The 24939-nt window shown below is 65.0% G+C and carries 36 protein-coding genes; 24 read left to right on the forward strand and 12 right to left on the reverse strand.

Going from position 1 to position 24939, the window contains the following annotated elements; all coding sequences use genetic code 11:
* The first annotated feature begins 60 nt into the window (after positions 1 to 60).
* Positions 61 to 789, forward strand: coding sequence for a hypothetical protein (locus ACZ7KI_RS04970; protein ID WP_470271889.1), 729 nt, complete (start codon positions 61 to 63; stop codon positions 787 to 789).
* Positions 786 to 1175: a hypothetical protein gene (locus tag ACZ7KI_RS04975; RefSeq protein WP_470271890.1), complete on the forward strand. Its 390-nt coding sequence runs from the start codon at positions 786 to 788 to the stop codon at positions 1173 to 1175. Before ACZ7KI_RS04970 ends, ACZ7KI_RS04975 begins: the two co-directional genes overlap by 4 nt.
* Positions 1176 to 2766: 1591 nt before the next feature.
* Here the strand turns inward: ACZ7KI_RS04975 and ACZ7KI_RS04980 are convergent.
* The 6 genes from ACZ7KI_RS04980 to ACZ7KI_RS05005 all read right to left on the reverse strand — a co-directional run bounded on the left by ACZ7KI_RS04980 (position 2767) and on the right by ACZ7KI_RS05005 (position 5896).
* Positions 2767 to 3309: a hypothetical protein gene (locus tag ACZ7KI_RS04980; protein WP_470271891.1), complete on the reverse strand. Its 543-nt coding sequence runs from the start codon at positions 3307 to 3309 to the stop codon at positions 2767 to 2769.
* The gene (locus ACZ7KI_RS04985; protein ID WP_470271892.1) at positions 3306 to 3644 is read right to left on the reverse strand and encodes a hypothetical protein; all 339 of its coding nucleotides are present in this window, start codon (positions 3642 to 3644) and stop codon (positions 3306 to 3308) included. The genes ACZ7KI_RS04980 and ACZ7KI_RS04985 overlap by 4 nt, the downstream gene beginning before the upstream one ends.
* 148 nt (positions 3645 to 3792) lie before the next feature.
* Positions 3793 to 4314 (reverse strand): hypothetical protein, encoded by a 522-nt coding sequence (locus tag ACZ7KI_RS04990; RefSeq protein ID WP_470271893.1) that lies wholly within the window; start codon positions 4312 to 4314, stop codon positions 3793 to 3795.
* Entirely contained in the window at positions 4311 to 4616 is a 306-nt protein-coding gene (locus ACZ7KI_RS04995) for a PadR family transcriptional regulator (protein ID WP_470271894.1), read from the reverse strand. Before ACZ7KI_RS04995 ends, ACZ7KI_RS04990 begins: the two co-directional genes overlap by 4 nt.
* Before the next feature lie 66 nt (positions 4617 to 4682).
* Positions 4683 to 5093 (reverse strand): Imm1 family immunity protein, encoded by a 411-nt coding sequence (locus ACZ7KI_RS05000; RefSeq protein ID WP_470271895.1) that lies wholly within the window; start codon positions 5091 to 5093, stop codon positions 4683 to 4685.
* Positions 5081 to 5896, reverse strand: a complete 816-nt coding sequence (locus ACZ7KI_RS05005; protein WP_470271896.1) for a DddA-like double-stranded DNA deaminase toxin — start codon at positions 5894 to 5896, stop codon at positions 5081 to 5083. Before ACZ7KI_RS05005 ends, ACZ7KI_RS05000 begins: the two co-directional genes overlap by 13 nt.
* Before the next feature lie 249 nt (positions 5897 to 6145).
* On the opposite strand from ACZ7KI_RS05005, the gene ACZ7KI_RS05010 reads away from it, so the two are divergent.
* Positions 6146 to 6622: a hypothetical protein gene (locus ACZ7KI_RS05010; protein WP_470271897.1), complete on the forward strand. Its 477-nt coding sequence runs from the start codon at positions 6146 to 6148 to the stop codon at positions 6620 to 6622.
* Between the two features lie 225 nt (positions 6623 to 6847).
* Here ACZ7KI_RS05010 and ACZ7KI_RS05015 read toward each other — a convergent pair whose 3' ends face one another.
* The 3 genes from ACZ7KI_RS05015 to ACZ7KI_RS05025 form a co-directional block, all read right to left on the reverse strand.
* On the reverse strand, positions 6848 to 7465 hold the full coding sequence (locus ACZ7KI_RS05015; RefSeq protein WP_470271898.1) for a hypothetical protein: 618 nt from the start codon (positions 7463 to 7465) through the stop codon (positions 6848 to 6850).
* A 38-nt stretch (positions 7466 to 7503) separates the two neighbouring features.
* Positions 7504 to 7806, reverse strand: coding sequence for a hypothetical protein (locus ACZ7KI_RS05020; RefSeq protein WP_470271899.1), 303 nt, complete (start codon positions 7804 to 7806; stop codon positions 7504 to 7506).
* A 168-nt stretch (positions 7807 to 7974) separates the two neighbouring features.
* The gene (locus ACZ7KI_RS05025; protein WP_470271900.1) at positions 7975 to 8463 is read right to left on the reverse strand and encodes a hypothetical protein; all 489 of its coding nucleotides are present in this window, start codon (positions 8461 to 8463) and stop codon (positions 7975 to 7977) included.
* Positions 8464 to 8618: 155 nt separating this feature from the next.
* Between ACZ7KI_RS05025 and ACZ7KI_RS05030 the strand changes: the two genes are divergently transcribed.
* Complete coding sequence (locus ACZ7KI_RS05030) at positions 8619 to 9500, forward strand: hypothetical protein (protein WP_470271901.1); 882 nt, start codon at positions 8619 to 8621, stop codon at positions 9498 to 9500.
* A gap of 68 nt (positions 9501 to 9568) precedes the next feature.
* Here ACZ7KI_RS05030 and ACZ7KI_RS05035 read toward each other — a convergent pair whose 3' ends face one another.
* Positions 9569 to 10006, reverse strand: coding sequence for a hypothetical protein (locus tag ACZ7KI_RS05035; protein WP_470271902.1), 438 nt, complete (start codon positions 10004 to 10006; stop codon positions 9569 to 9571).
* Positions 10007 to 10183: 177 nt separating this feature from the next.
* On the opposite strand from ACZ7KI_RS05035, the gene ACZ7KI_RS05040 reads away from it, so the two are divergent.
* From ACZ7KI_RS05040 to ACZ7KI_RS05080, 9 genes are all read left to right on the forward strand, one after another.
* The gene (locus tag ACZ7KI_RS05040; RefSeq protein ID WP_470271903.1) at positions 10184 to 11017 is read left to right on the forward strand and encodes a ParB N-terminal domain-containing protein; all 834 of its coding nucleotides are present in this window, start codon (positions 10184 to 10186) and stop codon (positions 11015 to 11017) included.
* Positions 11014 to 11907 carry a hypothetical protein gene (locus tag ACZ7KI_RS05045; protein ID WP_470271904.1) on the forward strand — a complete coding sequence of 298 codons (894 nt, stop codon included), beginning with the start codon at positions 11014 to 11016 and terminating at the stop codon, positions 11905 to 11907. The genes ACZ7KI_RS05040 and ACZ7KI_RS05045 overlap by 4 nt, the downstream gene beginning before the upstream one ends.
* Positions 11904 to 12251 (forward strand): hypothetical protein, encoded by a 348-nt coding sequence (locus ACZ7KI_RS05050; protein ID WP_470271905.1) that lies wholly within the window; start codon positions 11904 to 11906, stop codon positions 12249 to 12251. The genes ACZ7KI_RS05045 and ACZ7KI_RS05050 overlap by 4 nt, the downstream gene beginning before the upstream one ends.
* Positions 12252 to 12695 (forward strand): 6-pyruvoyl trahydropterin synthase family protein, encoded by a 444-nt coding sequence (locus tag ACZ7KI_RS05055; protein ID WP_470271906.1) that lies wholly within the window; start codon positions 12252 to 12254, stop codon positions 12693 to 12695.
* The gene (locus ACZ7KI_RS05060) at positions 12692 to 13420 is read left to right on the forward strand and encodes a 7-carboxy-7-deazaguanine synthase QueE (protein ID WP_470271907.1); all 729 of its coding nucleotides are present in this window, start codon (positions 12692 to 12694) and stop codon (positions 13418 to 13420) included. The genes ACZ7KI_RS05055 and ACZ7KI_RS05060 overlap by 4 nt, the downstream gene beginning before the upstream one ends.
* Positions 13417 to 13983 carry a GTP cyclohydrolase I gene (gene folE, locus ACZ7KI_RS05065; protein ID WP_470271908.1) on the forward strand — a complete coding sequence of 189 codons (567 nt, stop codon included), beginning with the start codon at positions 13417 to 13419 and terminating at the stop codon, positions 13981 to 13983. The genes ACZ7KI_RS05060 and folE overlap by 4 nt, the downstream gene beginning before the upstream one ends.
* A gap of 4 nt (positions 13984 to 13987) precedes the next feature.
* On the forward strand, positions 13988 to 14455 hold the full coding sequence (locus ACZ7KI_RS05070; protein WP_470271909.1) for a phage terminase small subunit P27 family: 468 nt from the start codon (positions 13988 to 13990) through the stop codon (positions 14453 to 14455).
* A 148-nt stretch (positions 14456 to 14603) separates the two neighbouring features.
* Positions 14604 to 15341: an Mce/MlaD family protein gene (locus ACZ7KI_RS05075; RefSeq protein ID WP_470271910.1), complete on the forward strand. Its 738-nt coding sequence runs from the start codon at positions 14604 to 14606 to the stop codon at positions 15339 to 15341.
* Positions 15342 to 15405: 64 nt separating this feature from the next.
* Positions 15406 to 17148, forward strand: coding sequence for a terminase large subunit (locus ACZ7KI_RS05080; RefSeq protein ID WP_470271911.1), 1743 nt, complete (start codon positions 15406 to 15408; stop codon positions 17146 to 17148).
* A 5-nt stretch (positions 17149 to 17153) separates the two neighbouring features.
* On the opposite strand, the gene ACZ7KI_RS05085 is transcribed toward ACZ7KI_RS05080, so the two are convergent.
* The gene (locus tag ACZ7KI_RS05085) at positions 17154 to 17726 is read right to left on the reverse strand and encodes a hypothetical protein (RefSeq protein WP_470271912.1); all 573 of its coding nucleotides are present in this window, start codon (positions 17724 to 17726) and stop codon (positions 17154 to 17156) included.
* A 75-nt stretch (positions 17727 to 17801) separates the two neighbouring features.
* Here ACZ7KI_RS05085 and ACZ7KI_RS05090 point away from each other — a divergent pair, with 75 nt between their 5' ends.
* From ACZ7KI_RS05090 to ACZ7KI_RS05110, 5 genes are all read left to right on the forward strand, one after another.
* On the forward strand, positions 17802 to 18086 hold the full coding sequence (locus ACZ7KI_RS05090) for a hypothetical protein (protein ID WP_470271913.1): 285 nt from the start codon (positions 17802 to 17804) through the stop codon (positions 18084 to 18086).
* Positions 18087 to 18166: 80 nt separating this feature from the next.
* Positions 18167 to 19348, forward strand: a complete 1182-nt coding sequence (locus ACZ7KI_RS05095; protein ID WP_470271914.1) for a phage portal protein — start codon at positions 18167 to 18169, stop codon at positions 19346 to 19348.
* Positions 19348 to 20142, forward strand: coding sequence for an HK97 family phage prohead protease (locus tag ACZ7KI_RS05100; RefSeq protein ID WP_470271915.1), 795 nt, complete (start codon positions 19348 to 19350; stop codon positions 20140 to 20142). Before ACZ7KI_RS05095 ends, ACZ7KI_RS05100 begins: the two co-directional genes overlap by 1 nt.
* Positions 20143 to 20290: 148 nt before the next feature.
* Positions 20291 to 21634: a phage major capsid protein gene (locus ACZ7KI_RS05105; protein ID WP_470271916.1), complete on the forward strand. Its 1344-nt coding sequence runs from the start codon at positions 20291 to 20293 to the stop codon at positions 21632 to 21634.
* A gap of 95 nt (positions 21635 to 21729) precedes the next feature.
* On the forward strand, positions 21730 to 21924 hold the full coding sequence (locus tag ACZ7KI_RS05110) for a hypothetical protein (RefSeq protein WP_470271917.1): 195 nt from the start codon (positions 21730 to 21732) through the stop codon (positions 21922 to 21924).
* A gap of 2 nt (positions 21925 to 21926) precedes the next feature.
* Here the strand turns inward: ACZ7KI_RS05110 and ACZ7KI_RS05115 are convergent, their stop codons facing one another.
* Positions 21927 to 22631: a hypothetical protein gene (locus tag ACZ7KI_RS05115; RefSeq protein ID WP_470271918.1), complete on the reverse strand. Its 705-nt coding sequence runs from the start codon at positions 22629 to 22631 to the stop codon at positions 21927 to 21929.
* Here ACZ7KI_RS05115 and ACZ7KI_RS05120 point away from each other — a divergent pair.
* The 6 genes from ACZ7KI_RS05120 (at position 22599) to ACZ7KI_RS05145 (ending at position 24854) form a co-directional block, all read left to right on the forward strand.
* The gene (locus ACZ7KI_RS05120) at positions 22599 to 22994 is read left to right on the forward strand and encodes a hypothetical protein (RefSeq protein WP_470271919.1); all 396 of its coding nucleotides are present in this window, start codon (positions 22599 to 22601) and stop codon (positions 22992 to 22994) included. The genes ACZ7KI_RS05115 and ACZ7KI_RS05120 overlap by 33 nt on opposite strands.
* Positions 22991 to 23353 (forward strand): hypothetical protein, encoded by a 363-nt coding sequence (locus ACZ7KI_RS05125; protein ID WP_470271920.1) that lies wholly within the window; start codon positions 22991 to 22993, stop codon positions 23351 to 23353. Before ACZ7KI_RS05120 ends, ACZ7KI_RS05125 begins: the two co-directional genes overlap by 4 nt.
* Positions 23353 to 23619, forward strand: coding sequence for a hypothetical protein (locus ACZ7KI_RS05130; RefSeq protein WP_470271921.1), 267 nt, complete (start codon positions 23353 to 23355; stop codon positions 23617 to 23619). The genes ACZ7KI_RS05125 and ACZ7KI_RS05130 overlap by 1 nt, the downstream gene beginning before the upstream one ends.
* A gap of 12 nt (positions 23620 to 23631) precedes the next feature.
* Positions 23632 to 23811: a hypothetical protein gene (locus ACZ7KI_RS05135; RefSeq protein WP_470271922.1), complete on the forward strand. Its 180-nt coding sequence runs from the start codon at positions 23632 to 23634 to the stop codon at positions 23809 to 23811.
* Complete coding sequence (locus ACZ7KI_RS05140) at positions 23808 to 24203, forward strand: hypothetical protein (RefSeq protein ID WP_470271923.1); 396 nt, start codon at positions 23808 to 23810, stop codon at positions 24201 to 24203. Before ACZ7KI_RS05135 ends, ACZ7KI_RS05140 begins: the two co-directional genes overlap by 4 nt.
* A 66-nt stretch (positions 24204 to 24269) precedes the next feature.
* Positions 24270 to 24854: a phage tail tube protein gene (locus ACZ7KI_RS05145; protein ID WP_470271924.1), complete on the forward strand. Its 585-nt coding sequence runs from the start codon at positions 24270 to 24272 to the stop codon at positions 24852 to 24854.
* Positions 24855 to 24939: the final 85 nt, after the last annotated feature.

Consider the following 24939-nt stretch of genomic DNA (forward strand, 5'->3'; position numbering starts at 1 on the left):
CGTTACGCCCTCGCCGACACCGTGACCGGCCACTCAGGCCGATACCCCAGGAGACTCACCATGACCGATCTTCACCGCTGCTACCGCGGGGCACGATGCGCCTACCGCGAACCCGATCCCGAGCACCCGTCCATCAAGCGCGGCGCACCGATCAACCCGGCCGAAGGACTCTGCGACGCCTGTACCCGCCACCTCCACCAGGCCATCGTGGACATGCCCCAGGACTACCTCGACCTTGAAGCCGTCCTCGGCGGAACACGAGACGGGCTTCGCCAGCTCGTGTCCGGAACCCGCGACCTGCCCGTGCCTCTGTCGCTCACCATCGCCGCCATCCAAGCCGAGCTGGTGCACGAAGCGCAGTGCTGGGCCGAGTCCACAGCCGACGTCCTCGGCCTCTGCTGGGACACCCAGGCCGCCCGCGACAGCCGCCCAGGCCCGGTACTCGAGCGAGCCTCCCGGCTCCTGGAGAACTCCGTCAGCGTCCTGCTCGCCCTGCGCGGTGTCGTCCACACAGGCTGGATCGATGGCGAATGGACCACCCTCGACCGGGACGGCCTCGACAGCGCGGATGTCCTGCTCGACCTCCACCACCGTGTCGAAGCCGTCACCGGCCACAAGCGACTCATCAACCACCTCCCGGCCCCGTGCCCGCGCTGCGACCGTGTCGCGCTCCAGTGCCCCGACGGGTCCGCCACCGTCACCTGCGGCGTCTGCCGGAACACCTTCACTTGGGACGAATACCAGCGGCAATGCACGCTGCTCGCCGCCCAGCACGAGGCCGTCGCGTGAACCGGCGCGACCCGTGGCCTTGGCCCGGAGACACCCCGCTCGACCGGGCACGCCGCATCGCCCGCACCTACCGCGAAGCGCTCATGATCGCCACGCCGGACACGTGCGTGGACCTCGACGCCCGATGCCGCGACCTCGGACAGACCTGGGTCGTGCCGAAGCCGCTGTCGTTCGGCCCCGACGACCTCCTCGACGCTCACGAGGTCGCCGAGATGTGCAACGTCCAACTCGGCACCGTCCGGCAGTGGCGGCGGCGAGGACTGGCCACACAGGACACCGCAGACGGGCTCCGCTACCGCGTCGCCGACGTGCTCGACTACCACGCCGGACGACGACGCCGACGCGCCAACACGGCCGTAAACCCTGATATGACAAGGGATTCGTGACCGGCCCCAGTGGCGCGACGGCGCGCGACTGTACTACTCTGCGCAGTAAGCACCCGTATGCCCAGCGAACAGGGAACTCGTCAGGAGCCTCTGTTCGCTGGGTGCAGAGCAGGTTATCCGGCGTTAATATTTCGCAACGTTGGCCAGGCTATTTCTTTCGGAGTGGTATCCAGTACGAATGAGGACTACAGTGCCGCCGCGTACTGTCGTGACGAGTCGAGATGCAGGTAGTAATGTTCGTCTTCCACAGCTGCGTTTTGGCATAGTTGAGCCCCTGCAACTTGATCGGCGCAGGCTTACTCTCCTTCCCGCGACGACAGCTCTTGAGCCAATCGCCCTCGACAGTTTGGCCGCCGCCCGACGCGGACGGCGGAATACTGACGCTACTACCCGTCAAAAAAAACCAGCTGATCTTTACCCAAATGCAGTCGACGGGCCGGTCGGCCACTACTGTCCCGTGGTACTCACCACGGGTCACCTGCGAGCTCCAGATGCACTTGATTAAGTTAGAGCAGTCGTTTCCCGAGTACCATTTGATCCTTCCCTTGACATGCGCAACACCATCGTCAGAATAGAAGTCGAAGCTACTATAGCCGTCGTAGTCGTAACCGCTCGCCATTGCTGGCACGCTGAGAGGCACGGCCATTCCGACCACAAGAAGGCTAGTTGCAATTACTCTGCACAGAAAACCAGGCATCCTGGCCACAGTTAGTCCTTTCGCAATTTTCGGAGCCGCATGTCCGAGGGGTCCAGGTGTAATGACTTACAAACTCGACGGTAATGCACCATCGCCGATCACCATACTGAGCCAGTCGGGACAACGTAAGGGGCCGACAAGGCATGTTTGCTCCAACAAGATCGCTGAAGTCGCAGGATGACAACTGCCCCCATGTTGCTCAACCTGCCGATCTTCTTCGCGAAAGCCATCCGCAAGTCGATTCAAAAATTAGATCGTTGGAGCCCGGAACGAGCATGATCGTTAAGTGTTGATGTCACTATGGAGTGGTATCGCTGGAAGACCTTGCGTTTTCACTTATTGGCTAGTAGGCGGCAAGAAAGCTTCCAAGTCTATAAAGCAGACCGAGCAGGCCCCATGCCCGATACTGACTTCTGCACTGCGGGCAAGAGGGCTCCAGATCGGCAAGCGCACGCCAATGTCGATCGTCCTGGTCAACAGTTGCCACCCGAGCCGGACACCTGACTGGCGACGCGATGCCGAACCAGCCCGGCCGCGTCTGTCCAACCTGCCGACGCACCGTCCCCGCCGGACCGTGCCCGACCTGCCGACGTGAACAGCGGCGAGACACCGACCAAGCCCGAGGCACCGCCGCCGAACGCGGCTACGGCCGAGACTGGCAGAAGAACCGCGCCGCCTACCTGCGCGAACATCGACTCTGCGCGCAGTGCCGACGACCGGCCACAGTGGCCGACCACCACCCTGAAACCCGACGCTCCCTCGTCGCCCGCGGAGTAGCTGACCCCGACGCCTGGCACCGACTCCGGCCCCTGTGCAAAACCTGCCACGACCTACACACGGCACTCACGAGCCCAGGTGGCTGGAATAGTCGTGCCGTTTCCTGACCATCCGACGTTATTCCCCGGTGGATTTTTTGTTAACCTCTTGCTGTGTTAGCCAGTACTTCGCGAAAGACTCCGCCAATTCTTGGCGAGCTTTTGCGAAGGCGTCCGTTAATCCCTGAGTGGGATCTTTGACGTGGATAAGCTGCCAGCTGTCGCCGACTTCCGTTTCGATCGAATGAGGCAACCAGATAATGTCTGCCGGATGCCCATGAGAGGCTTGTTCCGGAAAGTGCCCATGAGAGGCTTGTTCCGGAAAGTCGATCGACACCTTTTGATAGTCTTCAATATTGTCGACTAGAACGACGCGATCTCTTACGGAGAAGCTTTCCTCAAGGCTTGCTCGCAGCTTGGATGCTGCGTCGGCACTACGCTCTGACTGCTCCGACGTGCCCGCTGAAGAATCCGATTTACTGGTGAAAACCTCGTCGCCGGGTAGCGAATTTGCAATTTCTTTGACAGTGTCCGGCGTTGTCCGCCCCTGTTTTTCATCAAGAATCAGGCGTAGCTGGGCTGCGGCGATCTGTTCCTCGGTAACACGATGCGATCGAGTCATTTGCCCTGCCTCAACTGGTCTGCTTGCTCCAGTATGTCACCAAGTACCCGTTGATGAAACACGTCTAGCAGCTGACACTCGTCCTGCTGCGCAAGGTCTGACCTCGCGAGTTTCATCATCAGACTTAACCCGAGGGTTCGCTTCGTCGCCGACTCGTCCATCGCGAGATCTGCAGCCCAGGTAAAGCGCCGCCACCACTCCTCACGGCGAGCAGCCAGCTCCCGTTGCTCGGTCGCCCGATCGTTGGCCCGAGCACCCAGTCGTGCACCCAGGAACGCACCTGAGGTCGCGAGAACGCCGACCAGGGCGGTCACGCCGATCTGCCACCAGGTCACTGCCAGAACCCGCCTTCTCCATCGCCAGGCGGCACACCCTACCGAATACCAGTAGTCCCGAGGTCAGAACGCTGCGCTCATGACCTCGAAAGTTGGAGCCGAAGTGTGACCCCGTTAACCCCTCGTCGCCCGCGGAGACACACAGGGCTCACGAGTTCTGGTGGCTGGAATCGTCTTGGTACCTGATTTGAAAATGCCGACCTTCTGCGTCAACGTAGTCAACTTCAAGCCCGTTCATGCCGTCCTCGCGGCCTGCAGCTCGTAGATCCAGAAGTTTGTCCTGAATCATGTTCCATCCCCCAGAGTTCGCTTCTAGCGGCTTGCGCCTGTCTCGTGAAGACATGATCGTCATGACTTCGTCACGAGTGTCCGAGTGGTGATTGCGGTCGAGTAATTGCGCTTTCTTTCGTCGCTTCTCATTTAGGTTTTTAACGCGTACCGGCACACCCTCGATCAGCACGGTGACCAGCTGTCCGGCAACCCAAACGAGACGCTCCCGATAGGGAACTTCGTCCAGCTCGGCAAGCAGCTCGCGACGTCGCGGATGCTCCCGTGGATACACGGCAACCATTAGGTGTACTGCCACCTTTGGCGCAGTACCGAAAAGTGCGGCGGCCAGAAGAAGGGCCGAGACGCCGTACGTGACTACCAGGTCTGCCGCTTCGTTCACGCCAACCCCAGGTTGAAAGAGCGGAAGCGCTGGTCATGCGCAGCTTTGGCGAGCAGTGCGCCCAGCTCAATCTTCCCCTTCTCGGTGACCTTGTAGTACCGACGTGGCGGTCGTCCAGCCGCCTCCTCTTGAGTCTGCCAGCCATCCTCCAGCCAGCCCTCGTTGAGCATCGAGGACAGACGGGGGTACATCGCCCCTGGTCCAACCCCTGACGCCCTCGACAACTGGTATCCCCAGTGTTTCTCGTCCGGCGCGGCCATGAGGGCAATGGCCAGTTGCACCAGCGCATGTGTCGTACGCATAGGTCTATTCTGACATATATCGCGGAAGCGCGTCGGTCGACTCGCCGCACGCGCTGGCAATCGGCGCTAGAGCTCCTGCCAGCTCACCCCGGCAGGACGCACACCGCCCGAAGCCACATAGTCATGGACGGCCGACCGCACCGTGGACCAGGAGATCTCCGCATTGCTCGGCACCACGCGTTCGTGTGACTGGTAGTCGTAGGCCACCGGTTCCGGTGACGTCGCGCCCGACATGCTGATGACGCTCGTCTCGCCCCGGGCCATGTAGCCGACGAACCCGACCTGGTCCGTTCGCACCCCGAACTGAAGGATCGATCGGTGGTCGTCGCCCTCCCAGGCCAGTTCGGCGATCACACCCACCGGTGCCTCAGTCGCCTCGACCAGCATCCGGTCCAGCAGAGCATCCACCTCGGCCGCGTCAGCCAGATCGAACGGCTCCCGCTGACCTGGGTCGTACCAGGCTTTCACCACTGCCACGTCTTGCCTCCCTCATAGGTCTTCTCGAACCCGTTGGTCCCGTGAACCGTCAGCTTGCTGCCCTCCGGCAACACGATCCCGAGCAGGCCGTCACAGCTCGTCTTACCTGTGCACGGCTCGTTGTTGATGACCACGGACGCCTCCGTGATGCCGCTATCGCGCATCTCGGCTGCGAGCTTCAGCTCGACGTCCGCGGCCGCCGTCACCGGTCGCATCGTGCACCCCGACTCCTTCAGGATCTCGTCCACCCGATCCGTGCGGTCATCCAGCCCGCTGCTGATGGGCTCGGCCTTCTTACCAGGCGCGAACCACTGACCTTGGGTCTTCACCCCACGAGTGCCGGGCGTCGGCCCCGGCGGCAACTCCCGGCGCAACCGTTCGACCAGGTCATCGTCCTCGTCGTCGCCCACGTCCTGGTCGCCGGACGAAGTGGCCGGACCGGGAGGAGCGGACTGTCTAGAAGCTCCAGTCGAAGTGGACTCCGCCGGCACTCCCAAGCTGAGGAGATACCCGTCGAGCAGGTCGGACGACTGGCCAATCAGGCCGGAGACCGTCTCAGACGATGACTTCACCTCTGCGGGCAAGCTCGGCAGCCTGGTGAAGTCAGGATCAGACACACCGGCCGCGACCTCCGACCACTTCACACCAGCTGCTTCAAGCTCCTGATCAGCGAGCTTGAGGGCCGATGTGGCTGCCTTCGCCTTGACGACCGCAGTCCGCACCCCCGCCGCGATCTCCTCAACCGAACCCACGGCCCCTCCCCAGAGCGTCGTCCGACCGGAGGCTACCTCGGAGATCGACACGCGAGAACATCCCCGCAGGTCAAAGGGGCGCTAGCATCGGCTTCGGCCTTGAGTTGCCCGTTCAGCAACGTGTCCATCGCTGACTGCCCAGCCGAGAAGACACGCAACCTTGTCCCCCCCCGGTGGCCACGACCTTCGACGCTGCCAAACGAGTGAACGACTGTCGATGTAGCAACGGGGAGACCCCGGAATGGTGTACCTCTCGACGAGGCGCCGAATCAGTCAGGCGCGAAGAAGAGGGGCGACACGGTGAAGACCTTCACACGACGAGACACAGGCACAGTGGCGGCAACCACAGGCGCCGGTCGAACAGCAAAGCGAGCGACCGCAGCCGTTGCCGCACTCGCCATCGCCAGCAGCGTGGCATTGGCAGGAGCGCCGGGCGCAGCGGCTGCTGAAGACCCAGCGAATGTCAGCCTTTCGTACTACGAAACCTATTTCGTCGGCAAGGTCAACTGGTTCAACAGGTCTGTTCGAGTCGATGGCCAGCTCCGCGCCCTGCCAGGCAGCTGTCGACGGGTGCTCGTTCATACGTTTAACTCCGCCCATGTCCAATTGGGCGTCCAAAGCACCAGTCTTCAATGTGGCGAGTCCGAACAACACATCACCGTGCCTGCCGATGTTGCTGGTGGCGCCCGGTTCGTTTGGGTCTTATTCCTCGCACCCGATGGCCGCCAACTGGACAGCTGCGAGGCGGAGCCCGGCTACGAAACTTGTGATTATTGACCACTACGGCGCTTCCCGGTCAGCCCCTGATCCTCGTCACCCACGAAGAAGAACCGCGCCAGCTCCGGTCACCTTCGTATTCGACCGCGCTTTCTGCGGCAGTCTGGGTGAATATACCGCCTGACCCGGGATGGGGGTCGCAATCACCATCTCCTGGGGGCTGCCAGACCGCGCCGGTGGTGCCACGCGTGGCATCCCACCTTTCGCCAACTCGGTTCGACGCCCTCAGTCGACCCTTCCGTCAGCTTCGTTGATTTTCTCATTAGTTCCAGGTTCAGTGAAAGCCAGCTTATTAATGCGCCCCTTATAGAATGCGAGTGTCTGACGACGCTTGAACCGAAGCCACCTCTTATTTCTGACATTAACAAGTCGATTGAGAATTTGCGCGAGGATTGCGATCCGCTTGGTGGCATCAGCAATAAACTTCCAAAGTTCCGCTCCTGCCTCCTCGGACATGGACGGCAATTTATCTAACGTAACTTGGATTGCTATTCGCATCTGAAATATTGCGGTCAACGCGTCCGATACAACCGGCCTCACATCATCGGAGATTGCCGCTTCCAGCAATGCATGGTGATCAAACAAGGAGTCGAGCTCTTTGCAGAGGTTGACATTTGATTCTTCTCTCAGCTTGGCGCGCTCACCTCCTACGCCGCTTACGCCGAACGTCACCGCGACGTCTTGCAGCTTGCGAAGTTTGGCCTGGAAATCCCTGAGAGCCCGCCTTTCGCTCAGGATGCGGTCTTTGCGAGCTTCAAGCCACGGCTTGGCCGCGTACTCCACAAGAAGGGTCACGAAAAGGGCTGTGCCAGCGCTGATAAGCGGCGTCTGCCACCAGTTCATATGGCACCTCGTTGCTCCGACGGGGTAAAGAGCAAACCTTATCGCCTGTTCAATCGCTTCGGCTCCGGCGGCGGCACAGGTCGGCCACTCAGGTCTACCTCGACGTCGGCGAACGTCTTCGTGGCGAGTTCGTCCATACCGTTCGTGACGACGACGCGGTAGCGACCGTCCGGCCAAGGGCGAGGCTCCCAGTTGGCTCGCATCCATCCAGCCACGTCGGTGTCGTCGGTCCACGGGTCCCACGCGTGCTGGATTAGTCGCCAGTCACTCTGTGCGAACAGGTAGACGTACCAGTATGCCGAGTCACTGCGCGTGCCCGGCGTCCATCCCCACGTGTTCATGCCCTACCTGCTCTCAGTGTGCTCGTCTCGCCGTGGGGGAAGCAGGACGGTCGAGCGGTTGTCGAACTTGCGTTCGACAGGGTAAGCGGGTGTGCTGCCGGAGCGCCAGAGGGCATGGCGAAGCCCCCACGGCTGTACCGTGAGGGCTTCGCGTACGACTACGTAGTGTTACTCGCCGAATCGGGCGAGGTAGCCGGTGAGGATCTTGCCGAACTGGTTACGTGCCGTGTAGCCGCTGGCGCAGACCTGGATCTCGCTGCCCACGCCGGTCTCGGTGATCACGAGCAATCGCCCGAACTGGGAGACCTCCCACACTTCGCCGTCGACGGCGCCAGTGCAGGAAGCGTCCGGGATCGCGTGCGCGGCTTCGAGCAGGTACCTGCAAACCGCTTCGGCGTCTTCTTGGGCTTCCTCCAGCGTGGAGGACTCGCCGAACGCGAGGTCGGCACCCCCGGCGGCTTCGCTGACCCGCCACGCGAAGGGGCCTTCGCCGGAGACCTGCGCGTGGTAGTCGCTGATTTGGTCGGCGTAGTCGGTCGACATGACCCATACGTCGGTGCCGTTCTCGTCGGGCACGTCGAGGTCCCAGAAGGGGCCGCTCACATTCTCAACGACGTCGTCGTCGTGGGTGGCGGCGTTTCCGTTGCTGTTGTTCATGTTCGGTTCCTTCGCTCTGGCTGTCCGGGCCGTTGTTTCTGATCTCAGGATCAGCTCTCCAGGCGAGCGCAGACCAGCGACCGCAGATTCCAATCAGGTTCCAGACATGTGATCTCACCGAGATCGGATCCATTCTGGCGCAACGAGTTCGCGGGGTGATCATGTACGAGAACCGGGTTCCGGCGAACTACGTGTTCGGCCAATTGACCAACGCTGCGGCGATCTCCGACACGTCGTTGACCTCGACCGATTTCGCTGCTCTGCAATCGGGATTGAGCACGACGACGTATCTGCCGATCACGCTCCAGGATCCGGCGAACAAGTTCTTCGAGATCGTGTGGGTAACGGCGCACACGGGCGGCTCGAACACGGTGACCGTGGTGCGCGGTCGTGAGGGGACGACGGCACGAGCGTGGCCAGCCTCGACCCTGTGGGCATGCGCACCCACATTGCGGGACGCGGTCCTGCCTGTGCCGAACGCGGCATCACTACCACCCGATCCACACGTCGGGTTGCGCGCGCTTGTTCAGGACACGCAGCTGGTTCTCCAGTGGGGAACCCCTGGTGGTTGGGCGCTGGAGGCAGGTAAGGGAATCCTTGGCCTGATCAAGCGGAACGTGCAGGATCAGAACTCGTCCCTAGTGGACACTCTGATGGAGACCCTGACGATTCCGGGGATGCGCACAACCCGCTACTACAAAGCGGTGTGGTCGTTTAACACGAACGCGACCGGCGCGGTCAACCCGCCGAACGGTACTGCGAGCATCAGGTTGAGCGCGGTCGGGGCGACGGTCTCGATCAACGACGCCGCGATTCGGTCGCAGGGAATCGTCAACCAGGTTTACACCAGTCCCGGGATCGTCGTGGAGACGATCTTCACTGTGCCCGCTGACGGGACGTATCAGCTCGGGTGCACAGCCAACTCGGGCGCGTCGACGGGCGGAACCGTGCTGACGATCCTCGCGTCCGGTGCGGCGGGCGACGTCAACGCGGCGAACAAGCGAGCATTCTGGGTCGAGGACATGGGGCTTAGGTAGGCCGGTTTGCAGGCAGGAAAGGGGAATCCCCCACGGGGTGCCGTGGGGGATTCATGAACCAGCTTCGGCTAGCGGACGATCTTCTCCTTGCCCTGGAGGAAGACGACGACCTGCCCGTCTTCCTGGACCTGCTGCGTGACGTTCACGCCGAGGTCACGGCTACCGGCCGCACGGCGCACGGCGGCCTTCACCGAGTCCACGAGCTTCTGGTCGTTCGCCATGGGGGCCAGCGCAAACGGAGTCTTGTCGTCGTAGCTCTTCTGGACCAGGTCCGCCAGCGGGTTGGGCTTGCGATTTCCCTTGGTGGGCAAGGGCATGGCCTCGGCCTTGGTGGCACCGAGGGCCAGCTGGCTGTAGAGGTCACCGTTCCCACGGCTGGTGGCCTCGGTCGCCGGGGCGGCGGGCGCCGGGGTGCTGGCCGCCTTGGGGGCGGGAGCGGTGGGCTTGGGGGCCGCCTTGGGGGCCGCCTTGGGGGCGGTCTTGGTGGTGTTGGTGTTGGCAGCCATGGTGTTTCTCCCTGGTGGTGTAGGTGGTGGGCCTGTGTGCCCCCCGCTGACAACAACATTCGACTGTTGCGCGCGAGCGAGACAAGCGACGCCGCCGGGAAATCGTTGAGCCATTCGAGCGTTCACAGACAGGAGTCCGATGATCGCCAATCAGTGCTGGAGCAAGGGCGGGGAGCGGTGAGCGAGCGATACGTGGAGTACGTGGCGGTCGATGACGTCGTACCGGCGGGGCGCAACGCGAAGCAGCACGACACCGTGGGCATCGCGCGCAGCATCGGCCACTTTGGACTCGCCGAGCTGCCGCTTATTGACGAGCGCACCGGCCGTCTGGTCGCTGGGCATGGCCGGTATCTCCAGCTGCGTGAGTGGGCGGGGGAAGGCCGCGACGCACCGGAAGGCGTGCGGGTCGATGACGATGGGCGCTGGCTGATGCCAGTCATCCGGGGCTGGGCGTCGCGTTCGGACGACGACGCCGAGGCGTATCTGATCGCGTCGAACCAGCTGACGGTCAAAGGCGGCTGGGATGACCACCTGCTCGCGGAGATGCTGCACGATCTCGGCGAAGCGCAAATGCTGGACCTCACCGGCTACGAGGCCGATGACCTCGTCGCGCTGGAGGACGCGCTCGGCGCCGCCCCCGGCGACGACGGTGACGGCGCGGGCGAAGCACCGCTGGACAAAGGAGACGCGCTCCGGCTGGCAGGGGTGACCGTGGGCGAACCCGACTACGACACCGAGACCGGACAGGTCTGGAGCGTTGGCCGTCACGTCCTCGTGGTCGCCGACGTCCACAAGGGCTGGCCCTTGTGGACGCCCTTGCTCGGTGAAGGCGACTTGTTCTGGCCGTACCCGACGATGCTGGCGCCCTGGACGGACAAGGCGGACGCGCACCGCGTGGTGATGGTGCAGCCGTTGCCGTACCTGGCCGGGTGGCTGCTGACGAAGTGGAAGCGGATCTCCGGGGAGGAACCGATGCTGGTGTCCACTTCGGCTTCGGGGCGTGCGGCGTGATCCGTACAGCCGGCGGAACGTTCGACCGGAGCGCCGCCCCGATCTACTTCGCGGCCGGTGAATCCTCGGCCTACCCGCGTCATCTGCTGCTCGCGGTCAACGACTTGTACCACCGTTCCCAGGAACAGCGCATGGTCCGGTTGCTGGACGAGGGTCACGTGATCCTGCTCGACAGCGGGATCTTCAACCTGACCAACGAGCACAAGCGCGCTACCGGCTGCACGATGGACGAGGCGCTTTCGCTGCCCCCGGACGAAATCCAGGGCTTCGACCGGCTCTTTGACCGGTACGTCGAACTGGCCACACGGTACGAAGACCGGCTCTGGGGTTACATCGAGCTGGACCAGGGCGGCCGGGACAACAAGACCCGCACCCGCCAACGGCTCCACGACCTCGGACTGAACCCGATCCCCGTCTACCACCCGCTCAATGACGGGTGGGACTACTTCGATGACCTCGCCCGCGGTTACGACCGCCTGTGTTTCGGCAACATCGTCCAGGCCAACCACCCGACGCGTATCCGGCTGCTGCACACGATGTGGGAACGACGCCGCCAGTACCCGGACCTATGGGTTCACGTGCTCGGGCTGTCCGCCTGTGAATGGTGCCTGCCGTGCCCGCCGGACTCGTGCGACTCGTCGTCCTGGCTGAACAGCCTCCGCTACCCGTCGGTGCGCACCGAGTCCGCCGCGCTCCGGCGCCTCGGCGAGCTGGGCCACCGATTCCTCTACGGACCAGGCGGAAACCGGGACGAGGCGTGCCAGATGCACGCCGACGTCATGGACCACACCAACCAGATCTGGCAGGCGCTCAACGCCCTGCACACCGACCTCGGAGCCCCGGCGCACCCCGAGCGAGACCCCCGTGAAGGCGAGCTGATGCCGTCGTGACCGAGACCGTGACCGTGTGGACCACCGTGACCGCCCCCGGTTTCCACCGCTGGCCCGCCGCTACCGGACTCCGGTCCTATCTGGCCGACCGGCACCGGCACCTGTTCCACATCACCGCGCACGTCGCCGTCGAGCACAACGACCGGTACCTCGAGTTCCACGACTTGCAGGACATCATCCGGGCGTGGTGGGGACCAGGTGCTCGCGAGTGCGGCACCGCGAGCTGTGAAGACCTCGCACAGGACCTATGGAATGTCCTGGAAGACGGGTACCAGCTGAGCCCCGTGCGGATCGAGGTATCCGAGGACGGCGAGTCCGGCGCGGCCCTGACGGCGGTGGACTGAATGGACAGCGGCACCGCCACCGTGACCATCGACCACAACTTCGAGACCGCGCACCGGCTCCCGCACCTACCCGGCAAATGCGTCTCACTGCACGGGCACTCGTGGTGGGCCGAGGTCACCGTCACCGCGCCCGCCCTGGACAAGGCCGGGATGGTGATCGAGTTCGGCCCGTTCAAGAAGGCCGTGCGCGGCTGGATCGACCAGCACTTCGACCACGGCGTCCTCCTCGGACCGGACGACCCGCTCGTCCAGCCACTCCGGACAGAGGGCTGCAAGGTCTACGTGATGCCCGGCTGGCCGACCGTCGAAGCCGTCGCCCGCCACCTCGCCGAGCAGGTCGAAGCTCTCCTCGGCGAGATTCCGCACGCCTCCGGGACCCGTGTGACCGCCGTCGACGTCCGCGAAACCCACGTGAACCGAGCCGGATGGAGGGCGACGCCATGACGACCACCGAAGTACCGGCCACATCGGACACGCTCGTGGTCTCCGAGGTGTTCGGCCCGACCGTCCAGGGCGAGGGGCCGACCACCGGACGCCGCGCGACCTTCGTCCGGCTCGGGGGCTGCAACCTGTCCTGCTCGTGGTGCGACACCGCCTACACCTGGGACAGCTCCCGCTACGACCTGCGCGCCGAGCTGCGGCGCCTGCCCGTCGACGCGATCGCCGCGCGGGCTCTCGCCGGCAGTCCCGGCCTGGTCGTCATCTCCGGCGGTGAGCCGCTGATGCACCAGAACCAGCCTGGATGGACAGTCCTGCTCGACACGCTCGCCACGGCCGGAGCGGATATCGAGGTCGAGACCAACGGCACGATCGCGCCCACCGTCAAGACCCTGGCGTCCGGCGCCCGGTTCAACTGCTCCCCGAAGCTCACGCACTCCGGCGACCCACTGGACAAGCGCATCCGGCCCGAGTCGCTCACCGCCTTGGCCGAGTCCGGCCGCGCGGTCTTCAAGTTCGTGTGCGCCGGTCCGGACGATGTGGACGAAGCCGCCGAGCTGATCCACCGCTACGGCATCCCGCCCGCGACGGTATGGATCTCCCCGGAGGGCACCGACGCCGAGCAGGTTCTTCACCACGGCAAAGCTGTGGCCGAACCCGCGATCAGGCACGGCTTCAACCTCGGCACCCGGCTGCACACCCTGCTGTGGGGGAAGGAAAGACGACGATGAGCACCGACGCCCTGACCTCCGGTATCCGCTCGTGGCTGAGCGACCGCGGGCTTGATCCCGATGACCCGAACCTGACGGACACGCCCGCGCGGGTCGCCCGCGCCTGGACCGAACTCACCTCCGGCTACGGGCACGACCCGGCCGAGCTGCTGTCGCGGACGTTCCCCGTCGACCGGGCCGACGGCATGATCGCCGTCACCGGAGTCTCGTTCACCTCGGTCTGCGCCCACCACCTGATGCCCTTCACTGGCACCGCGACGATCGCGTACCTGCCGGTCGCGGGCGCCCCGGTCGTCGGGCTCTCGAAACTTCCGCGCCTGCTCGACATGTTCGCCCACCGGCTCCAGGTTCAGGAACAGCTGACCTGGCAGATCACCGACGCTCTCGACGCGCACCTCAAGACCGAGGGCGCGGCGTGCCTGGTCCGCGCCGAACACGGATGTATGACCCAGCGCGGCATCCGCAAGCAGGGCGCGTCGATGGTGACCACCAGCCTGACCGGCCGCTTCGCCACGGACGCCGAGCTGCGCGACCAGCTCTGGGAGATGCACCGGGGAGGCTGATCACGTGGGCCGACGCGGAGTGCCGCCCAAGCCGACCGCCCTGCGCATCATCGAGGGCGACAAGCACACCGAGCGGTACAACCACCACGAGCCCATCCCGCGCTCGGGACGCCCGGAGTGTCCGGACGATGTGGCCGACGCGGTCCGGGAGATCTGGGACTACACGGTGTCCGAGCTGGACGCGATGGGCATCGCCCACGCCTGTGACCGGGACACGCTGCTCGTCTACTGCGAAGCCGTGGTCGCGCACCGCCGCGCCTCGGCGCTCGTGGCCAAAAGCGGCGTCCTTCAGAAAGGACTCCACGGCGGCTTCGTGCGCAACCCCGCGCTGATCATCCAGCGGGATTCTGCGCACGTGATCAGGGCGTTCGCGCAGGAGTTCGGGCTCACCCCGTCCGCGCGGACCCGGATCGAGCAGAAGGACGGGGCCAGCAGTGGCGACGCAGGCAACCCGTTCGCGGGCGCGGGCTAGCAACCAAGGTCACGATGCTTGGACCAGTGCAAATACAAGATGCTAGGCCGATCGGGTGGTTCGGATCGAGCGAGCTTGCCATTTGTGGCTGAACTGTCGGTGGCCGGGTGTATCACCTGGGTGACCGCACATTCAGGGAGGGTAAGTCGTGCCACCACGCAACTACACAGTCGGCGACCGCGCCGCGCTCATTTTGTTCGGGCAGGGCAAGTGCTACTGGGGTCCAGGCTGCACGGAGCCCCTGCTCAGGAAAGTCGAAGATCGATATCGAATGAACCTGCAAATTGCACACATTCGGTCAGATGAAGTAGCAGCAGAACGTTACGTCTCCGGTATATCAAAGGCGAAAGTCGACGCCTTCGAAAACCTGCTCTTTCTCTGCAAACCACATCATGACACGATCGACGAGCCGGGAGCAGGCACGCGATTCACAATCAAAGTTCTTGAAGAGTGGAAGAATGAGCGCGAATTTGGACTCTACGACGGACTGCAAGGCTTGCGAGACTTGGACGAAGGCGAGCTAGTCGACCGAATAGCCGTGGCAGTTGACGAGCAGAACCGCGATATTCGCACAACTTTGGACCGACTTGAGAAGACTGATGCCGAAGCGGCTGCACTTATTCGTGAGTTGAATCACGAAATAAGGGAGCTGCGCAGGTCGGGATCGGTCCTCGATTATGATGCGGTCAACATGCTTGGCACTGCCGCACATGATCTCATCCACCTTCCGGACAGCGCTTCACAGCTATTTATGGCAGCGCGTGACCTTTCGCACCTTCGTGACAGTGCAGCCATGCTGGATAGGGCTGCTAGCAATGCTTCTGGGCTGCAGGATGTGATCGCGATGCTAGACAGTGCAGTGGAACGCGCCCGAGGAATGATGTAGGCGACTCGTTTCCGCCGTCCTTGTCCCCAAACGCTCCCATTCGGGCAGAGGGGCAAGGGCGGCGGTGGCGACGCAGGCAACCCGTTCGCGGGCGCGGGCTAAGCGCGCCCCCAGCCGAGCCACCCTGGAACACCTCCGGATCTCCCCGGAGGTTGGCTGGTACCTGCACTCGCGCGGTATCCCGCTCCCGGACTGCCCGCCCGCCATCAAGACCCCGGAAGGCAGTGCCCGGCGCGGCGCCCAGTTCGATCCGGCCCGTGTGGACCGGGTGCTCGACGTCTTCTCCCGGCTGCGCCACACGCAAGGGAAGTGGGCCGGGCAGCCGCTCCGGCCTGACCCGTGGCAGGTCGCCTACGTCCTGGCACCCGTGTTCGGCTGGGTGTACCGCGACGCCGACGGCGACTGGGTCCGCGTCGCCCGCCGCGTGTACGTCGACGTCCCGCGCAAGAACGGCAAAACCACGCTCTCCGGCGGGTTCGCCACCTACCTCACCTGTGCCGACCACGAGCAGGGCGCGCAGGTCTACGCCGTCGCGTCCGGCCGGGACCAGGCACGGTACTGCTTCGACCCGGTCCGCCAGCTCGCGCAGAAATCCCCGGCGCTCTCGCCATACGTGAAGGCCCTGCAAAGCCGGATCATTCACCAGCCCACCGGCAGCTATTTCGCCGTCGTGTCCAAGATGGCCGACCTGCTCCACGGCGCGAACGTGCACGGCGCGATCATCGACGAGCTTCACGTCCACAAGACCGCGGACCTCGTGGAAGCCGTCGAGACCGGAACCGGCTCCCGGACACAGCCGCTCGTCTTCACCATCACCACCGCCGACGACGGCCGGACGACCACCATCTACGCCCGCCGCCGGCACTACGTCGAACAGATCGCGCGCGGAGCACTCCGGGACCCGTCGATGTACGGCGTCGTGTGGGCGGCCGACGAGGACGACGACCCGTTCGCCGAGTCCACCTGGAAGAAGGCCAACCCCGGCTACGGGATCTCACCGTCGAAGTCCTACCTAGAGAACGCGGCCAAGGAAGCCCGTAACTCCCCAGTCGACCTCGCGAAGTTCCTGCGCCTGCACCTGGGAATCCGAACCCGCCAGCAGACCCGCTACCTCGACCTCGACGTCTGGGACCGCAACGCGTCCATCGTGGACGAGCAGCGCCTCGCCGGGGCCAGCAGTTACGGCGGGCTCGACCTCGCGTCCACCAGCGACCTGTGCGCCTTGTGCTGGTGCTTCCCAGACGGTACCGGCGGTCACGACCTCCTGTGGCGCCTGTGGTGCCCGGAACGAGCCCTGGAAGCCCTGGACCGCCGAACAGCGGGACAAGCGTCCGCGTGGGCTCGTCGTGGCCTGCTCACCGTGACCCCCGGCGACGTCGCCGACTACGACTACATCCGCGCCCAGATCAACGCCGACCGCGAAACGTTCCTCGTCCGCGAGATCGCCTACGATCCCTGGAACGCCTCCCAGCTGGTGACCGACCTGCTCGGCGACGGCGTGCCCATGGCGAAGATGCGCCAGGGCTTCGCCACCATGTCCAGCCCCACCAAGGAATTCCAGCGCCTCGCACTCGAAGGCACCGCCGAGGCGCCCCGACTCCGGCACGGCGGGAACCCAGCGCTCCGCTGGCAAGTCGACAACCTCGCCGTGGAGATGGACGCAGCCGGGAACGTCAAGCCCAGCAAGCGAAACAGCGGAGACAAGATCGACGGAGTCGTTGCCGCGATCATGGCCCTCGACCGCGCCGTCCACTACACACCGCCCCGCCGCAGCGCTTACGACGATGGTGACCTCGAAATCGTCTAGGTCAGCTAGCTGGGCTTCCCGATCGCCCGCGGTTCGCTGACGTCGTACGTCTCCAGCTCGATCAGTACCCGGGAGTCCTTTTCGCTGGGTTTGACAACTTTCCGAATCAACGTGACCTTCTGCTCCCAGCGCAAGATTCGTTGCTGGTCAGAGGATCGAAGCGTTGCGGTCAGCGATCGTATGTCACCGACGTCTTTCAGCGGCGACAGCCCAGTCAGCTCAATGTGAAGCTCCGCCTCGCCAGTCCAGGAATTCGGAGTTTGACCTCCCATTGAAGGCAGTTCGCCTGCCCCGACACGTCGCCCGGTCGAATCGTGAACGACTACCGAAACGTCCTCGGCACGGAACCCGGCCATGTTCCTGATCTCTACCGTTTCACTGGTAGTCGAGTCCGGGAGGTTACTGCGGGTGTTGTGGAGCGCGAGGTAAGGACGGGTCGCGTACGCCAGGGCCTCACGACTCTCTCGTGCCGCCTTACCACTCGTCAGCGCTGACCTCCACGCTGCGGTCGCGGATGCGGCGCCCGCGACGGCGCTGATCATCCCTGCCACAGCTGCGAATACCTGTACGTCGGCCACGCAGTCTCCTCCCGAATATCGGCGCGTTCACCAATCGCCCGTCGCGAAGACGCTACCTGGTCTGGAGGTCGCGACATGGGCACTGCGCTGGCCTGTATCTGCGTGTCGGTGCTGAGCGCCTTGGCGATCTTCTACCTCGTTAGCCACTTGCAGGAAAGAAGCTTGGCAGTTCGCAGTCGCGTGGTGGTGAACCTCGTAGACGACCAGGCCTTGACCGGCATCCTTTGGCTGCGTCGCCGCAACCTCGTCTTGCTGCGGTCCGCCGAACTCGTCCAGCCGGGCCGTGAGCCCATCCGGATGGACGGTGACGTGGTGATCGAACGCGACCGCATCAACTGGGTCCAGATCGTGGGGTCCTGATGGCATTCGTGGTCTCTCAAGGGATTCTCGAATCGGTCCACCAGTACCAGACGGCGACAATTCCTGTAGGCGGAGCGGTCATGCTCGCCGATGGCCTCGCACAGGACTACGCCACGATCTGGAAGACACAGCCGCAGGTCCGGACGGTCGTCTCGTTCCTCGCGCGCAACATCGCTTCACTCGGTCTGCACCTGTACCGGCGTGAGTCCGATGTGGACCGCACCCGGCTGACCGACCATCCGATAGCGGCCCTGCTGTCCAGGCCGAACGGGTTCACCACCCGCTACCGGCTGATCGAAGCACTGGTGTCGGACCTCGCCATCTACGACAATGCGATCCTCGCCAAGGTGGACGGCGTCGGGCTCGTCCGACTGGATCCGCGCTTCGTCACCCCGATCTCCAGCAGCCAATTCGCGGTCGAGACCTACCGATACCGGGGAACCACCGGATACCGCGACCTTCCCGCTTCTCAGATCGTGCACTTCCGTGGCTACAACCCGGTCGACATTCGCTGGGGCTGCTCGCCGATGGAGACCCTGCGGCGGATTTTGTCCGAAGAGTTCGAGGCCGCGCGGTACCGCGAACAGCTCTGGCGCAACGGCGCACGGCTCGCGGGTTACCTCAAGAGGCCACTGGAGGCGCCCGACTGGGGGGACGACGCCCGCGAGCGGTTCCGCCGCTCCTGGCAGGCGCAGTACACAGGGGCCGGAGCGAGGGCGGGCGGCACGCCGATCCTTGAGGACGGCATGGAATGGGTGTCCGCGTCAGTGACGCCGGAGGCCGCGCAGTACATCGAAGCCCGGAAGTTGACGCGGGAAGAGGTCGCCTCGGCCTACCACATCCCGCTGCCCATGGTCGGAATCCTGGACCACGCGACCTACAGCAACATCCAGGAACAGCACAAGCACCTCTATCAGGACACGCTCGGCCCGTGGCTGACGATGATCACCGAGGAATTCGGCCTGCAACTTCTTCCGGATTTCCCGGACTCCCAGGACCTTTACCTCGAATTCAACCTCGCCGAGAAGTTGCGCGGCTCGTTCGAGGAACAGGCAGCCCAGCTCCAGACCAGTGTCGGAGCGCCGTGGATGACCCGCAACGAAGCCCGTGGCCGCGTGAACCTCCCGCAAATCGAGGGCGGCGACGAGCTGGTCACCCCGCTGAACGTGCTGACCGGCGGCCAAGCCTCGCCGACCGACAGCGCACCCGAACCCAAAGCCGTGCTCGCCGCTGCCACGAGACTCCTGGAGGGCGCCGCGTAATGAGGAAGACCAAGACCTGCCCGGTCCGGATCAAGGCGGCCGGAGAACAGGACGGCACCGAGGACGGGGTGTTCGAGGCCATTGTGGCCGCGTACAACGTGGACTCGGTCGGGGACAAGATCGTGCCTGGCGCGTTCGCCGACACCCTCGCCGAGTGGAAAGCCTCGGGTGATCCGATCCCCGTTCTGTGGTCGCACATGTCCCATGACCCGGACTACCACATCGGCTACGTCGAGGACGCCGAGGAACGGGAAGAGGGCCTGTGGGTCCGCGCCCGAATCGACCTCGACGAGCCCAAGGCCGGCAAGATCTACCGCCTGCTGAAAGGCCGCCGGGTCCGGCAGTTCTCGTTCGCCTACGACATTCAGGAGGGCGGCTGGATCGACAAGACCAACGACGAGGACGGCGACGAGAGCTACTACGAGCTGCGCAAACTCAAGCTCTACGAGGTCGGCCCCACCCTGATCGGTGCGAACCAGGACACCGAACTGCTGACCGTGAAAGCCCCGCCCGCCCCGGCCCAGCCCGAGGCCCCGCCCGCGAAGGCGGATCTGGCACTGTCGGAGAAGAACACGACCGACCTCCGCGCGGCTCTAGCGAAGATCGCCGACGGGGCCGCCGCCCTCGAATCGGCTCTGTCCAGCTTGGACAGTGATGACGAGGACGAGAAAACCGGGACTTCCCTGGAGGTTTCCCGGCCTGATCCGCCGACGCCAGTCGACGCGGCACCGTCCACGGAGGCCAGCTCGGTCCGCTTGCGCGCCTCCCTGGCGCTGCTGGACGCCGAGTCGTAGCCGCTCACCGTCCACCCCATCCGAAAGCCTGACGTACCACGGCCACGCCCGACCCCGCCCGCGCTCCCGTCGTCTCGACGGTGGGCGCCAGCTCGGCACGGGAACCGCCTCTCTTCGTCTGCGCGTGCGCACGAACTGAGGATTTCCCTTGAGTGACAAGATTTCCCAGCTCACCGACGAGCTGAAGAAGCACCTGAACGACGCGAAGTCCCTCGCGGCGAAGGCCGAAGAGGACTCGCGCGACTTCACCGACGACGAGCGGGCCGCGGTCACCGCCGCGATGAGCAAGGCTCAGGACGCCAAGCGCGCACTGGACGCCGCGAAGGCCGACAACGCGGTCCGCGACGCCATCCAGGATCTCGGCGACGCTGTGGGCCTGGCCGACGCGCAGGCCGAGGAGAAGACCCGCCGCGAGCAGGCCGCCCGCGACGGCTACACGGGCACCCGGACCAGCATCGGCGAAACGTTCGTCACCTCCGAGCAGTACAAGGACATGCTGCGGTCCGCGCCGAACGGCCAGTTCGCCAAGGACATGCGCGTTCAGAGCCGCCCGCTCGGTGTCAAGGAACTCGTCACGGGACTGAGCCCCACCTCGGGCGGCGCGCTCCGCACCGAAGACTACCGGGGTGTCCTGGTCGGACCGGAGCAGTTCTTCCGGCCGCTGACGTTGCGACAGCTCGTCACCGGCGGCACCACGACCTCCGACCAGGTCGAGTACGCCCGCATCACCGGCTGGTCCAACCGGGCCGCCCCTGTTCCGGAGGCCACCACCTCGGCCCCTGTGGGCTCGGGCGACCCGGCGGTCACGCCCGCCCAGGCGGGTGTGAAGCCCGAGTCGGGGTTCTCCACGGTCCGGGTCACCACCCCCGTGCGGACCATCGCGCACTGGATGCCCGTGACCAAGCGGGCTCTGTCCGACGCCGCGCAGGTCCGAACCTTGATCGATAACTTCCTCGAGGTCGGCCTTGAGGAAGAGCTGGAAGACCAGATGATCGCCGGAACGGGCGTTGGCGAGGACTTCGAGGGACTGGCCCATGTGTCCGGGACCCAGACACAGCCTGCTGTCCCCGACCCGGCAGGAAAGCCGCCGGGGTTCGGCAAGCTCCTCGCGGTCCGGCGCGCGAAGACGAAGGTGAGGATCGCGGGCCGCTCTGTCGCCAACGGCGTCGTCATCCATCCACTGGACCTCGAAGCCATGGACGAGATCTCGGACATGGACGGAAGGTTCTACTTCGGCGGCCCAGCAGGGACGAACGGCACGTCGCCGCTGTGGGGCCTGCCGGTCATCGAGTCCGAAGCCGCGACACCGGGACAGGCGTGGGTCGGCGACTTCCGCAAGGCCATCTTGTGGGACCGCCAGCAGGCGTCGGTGACCGTCACCGACAGCCACGCGGACTTCTTCGTCCGCAACTTGGCGGCCATTCTCGCGGAGATGCGCGCAGCTTTCGGCATCGTCCAGCCGTCCGCGTTCTGCAAGGTCACCCTCGTCTGATGCGTGGTTGTCCCGTCTGCGGAAGCCGCTACTTCTCTTGCGGGACAACCACGTCGACCACCGGCGTAGACGAACGAACACGAGAGGCGCCAGCCATGGCAGAGCTACGCGAGTACCGCGTCACCGTCAACGGCCACCCGACCGTTATGAACCTGTCGGAGGAGGACGCCGCCCGGCTCGGCGGCATCCCCGTCGAAAGCGAGCCCCGGGCCAAACAGCGCTCGGAACCACCGAACAAGGCGCGCGCGGTCACCAACAAGACCGATTCTCCTGCGGCGGACGACCGGTAGCCCTAGTCGACAGGGCCGTACACCTCGCGTGCCTCGAACTCCTCGTCGTCGTCTCGTGTAGTGACACCGACTTCGATCCTGATCTCCCAGAGTAAGTGGTCAGCCGCGAAGACCATCTCACCGACGTAGCCGAGATCGCCTTCGACTACTTCTGCCATACCCCAGGCGAACTGATCCAACAGCGCCCGGACCGCTTTGCCACTGACGACACGAGCGCGCAAGTGAGACTGCCGCACCACACGAAGACGCTCATTGAGCAACGTGAGATCGGGTTCCTTCTCGCGCACTTCGTTCATGACCTCGTCGACGAGGGGAACCAGCTCCGCGTAGAAGTCGACGCGGCGGTTGTACAGCTCCTTCTCACGTTCTAGCGCTTGTGCATGTTCCAGCTCCTCGCGTTGACGCCGAAGAGACAGCCAGGCAGTCAGCCAGGATCCAAGCAGCGTAAAAGCTCCGGTGACGATCGCGGTCACGAGCACGAACCACCAGGGCGCCGACGTCATGCGCACCACGATAACGAGGCAAGGGGGCGTGCCATGCCCCTTCCTCCGCTGGCCGATCCAGAAGTCCTCGCGCGTTGGACAGGGCGAACGGAGACTGACCCAGCGGTAGCCGATGCCCTTGCGGCCGCGTCTGCGCGATTCCGGGGAGAAGTGCGCCATTCCGTGTCGCGTGTGGCCGATGACGAAGTACGGCTCGACGCGCACGGCGGCACCGTGCTGGCACTGCCCGCCGCGCCCGTCGTGGCGGTGAGCCTGGTCGAGGTCCAGGGGACCCGTGTCACGGATTTCACCTGGTCACGCGTCGGGGTACTGCGCCGCAAGCCCGGATGGCCGGACGAACTGGACTCGGTCCGAGTCGTCTACACCCACGGGTACGAGCCCGTCCCGGAGGACATCTCGGAGGCGGTCATCGGCGAAGCCCGCTATCTGCTCACCGTCCAACCGGGCCTGACCTCGATGACCGTGGGCGGTGAATCCGTAGCGTTCGCCAACCCGACCGCGACGACGCCTCTGGCCTGGACACAGGCGGTCGACCGGTACCGGCTCAACCGCGGGGATCTTCCGTGATCTTCGGCGACACCATCACGATCATCCGGCCTGCGATCGGCCGCGACCGGTTCGGCTCGGACGTCCTGGACTACGACGCCGGCAACCGAGCCGTCGTGACGGGCGTGTGCGTGCAGCCGCGATCGTCCACGGAGGCCACCAGCGCCTCACGGGACACAAGCGACGCCCGCTCGATGGTCACCACGGGATGGCGGATCTACACCCCGGCGGGCATGGACCTCGACGTGACCCCGGTCGACCGGATCGAGTGGGCGGGCCGGGCCTGCGAGGTCGTCGGCGAAATCGCCCGCTGGCCCCATCCGATCCGCCCCGGCGCGGTGCACCACTGCGAAGTCGACATCGAGAAGGTGACTGGCTGATGGCTCTGACAAACCGCGAGTTCCGCGCACTCATGCGCCTTCCTGGGCTACGCGGCCGGCTGCGCGGCGTCGCCGACGGTGTCGCCGCCCGGACCCGCGCGAACCTTGCCGCCGCCAGGGTTGACGCCGTGGTGAGCGTGGAGGAAGGCATCCGCCCGAGGGGCCGCAGCTACGCACGCGTGATCCACGACGACCCGTTCGGCGAGTTCGGCACCAAAGACGTTCCCCGCCATCGCGCGCTCGGCCGCGCGATCGGCGGCAAATAGAAGGAGACCACCGTGGCCCGAGTGATCATCGCGTTCCACCCCGACCACACCCAGGTCGGCAAGACCGTGACCGTGGACGACGACCAGGCCGTGACCATGGTCGCTGAAGGCCGCGCCCGCTACGCAGACGACGAGGCCGCCCCGAGTGACGTTGTACGCAAGCCCGCGCCCAAGGCCATCGGCGAGAAGTGAGCGACGTCGAGGCCCTGGTCGTGAGCTGGCTCGCCGGGCGCCTCGACGGAACCCGCGTCGTCGCCGAGCTGCCCGCCGAGTTCGAACGGCACCTCCCGGTAGTCCAGGTCACCGCCCTGCCGGGACCGAAGGACACGCGCCCGTGGAACCACCGGCACCCGTTGCTGTGGCGGCCCCGCGTGGACCTCGACGTGTTCGCCACGTCCCGAGCCGCCGCATTCGACCTCGCGTCCACAGTGGCCGGGCACCTGCACGACCTGACCGGACAGGGCAGCCCGTGGGGCCACGTCGCCGCTGTGGCCGAACCAGCCGGTCCGGCGTGGCGCCCCGACTACAACACGGCGGTCCGCCGATGCGGGCTGACCGTCGAACTCACGCTCCGGGCCGACTAGCCCGCCAAGAACCGCCCCCGCTCTCTTCGCTCACCAGGGGACTCCGCGAGCACAAGGGAGAAACCCGTGGCATTGAACAGCACCCTCGCGCGTCTGGGTGTGACCGGAGCGCTCTATGTCGGTGCCGTGGGCACGACGGCGCCGAGCGCGACCACCCTCGGACCGTGGGCGCCCGCGATGCGCGACCTCGGCTACATCAGCGATGACGGCATCGTCGAGGGCGTCGATGAGGACAAGGAGGAGTTCGTGCCGTGGCAGAGCGCGACTCCGATCCGCTCGGAGATCACGAAAGCGACCCAGACCTATCAGGCCACGCTCTGGGAGAGCAAGTTCGACACCATCAGCCTGTACTACCGGGTCGGTCAGGAAGACATGACGCAGACCGGAACCGGCCCGGACGCGGTGGTTTCCTTCATGGACAAGGGAAAGCCGAAGCGGGACCTGCGGTGCTTCGGGATCGACGTCATCGACGGCGCCTACCACCGCCGGGTCTTCCTACCCATGGCCGAGGTGACCGAGCGCGGCGAACTCACCTACAAGTCCGACACGTTGATCGGCTACGAGGTCACGATCACCGCCTACCCCGGCTCTGACGGCTACTCCGCCCTGCGGGTCTTCAAGGAAGGCTGGGAACTTCCCACGCCGTCGTGACCGGTCTCTAGCGGGGGCCGATGTGGACAACTGGTGAGCGGTCCACATCGGCCCCCTTTCTCTTGCTCACCAACGCTCACCGGAT

Source organism: Amycolatopsis sp. NPDC039088, assembly GCF_055598845.1.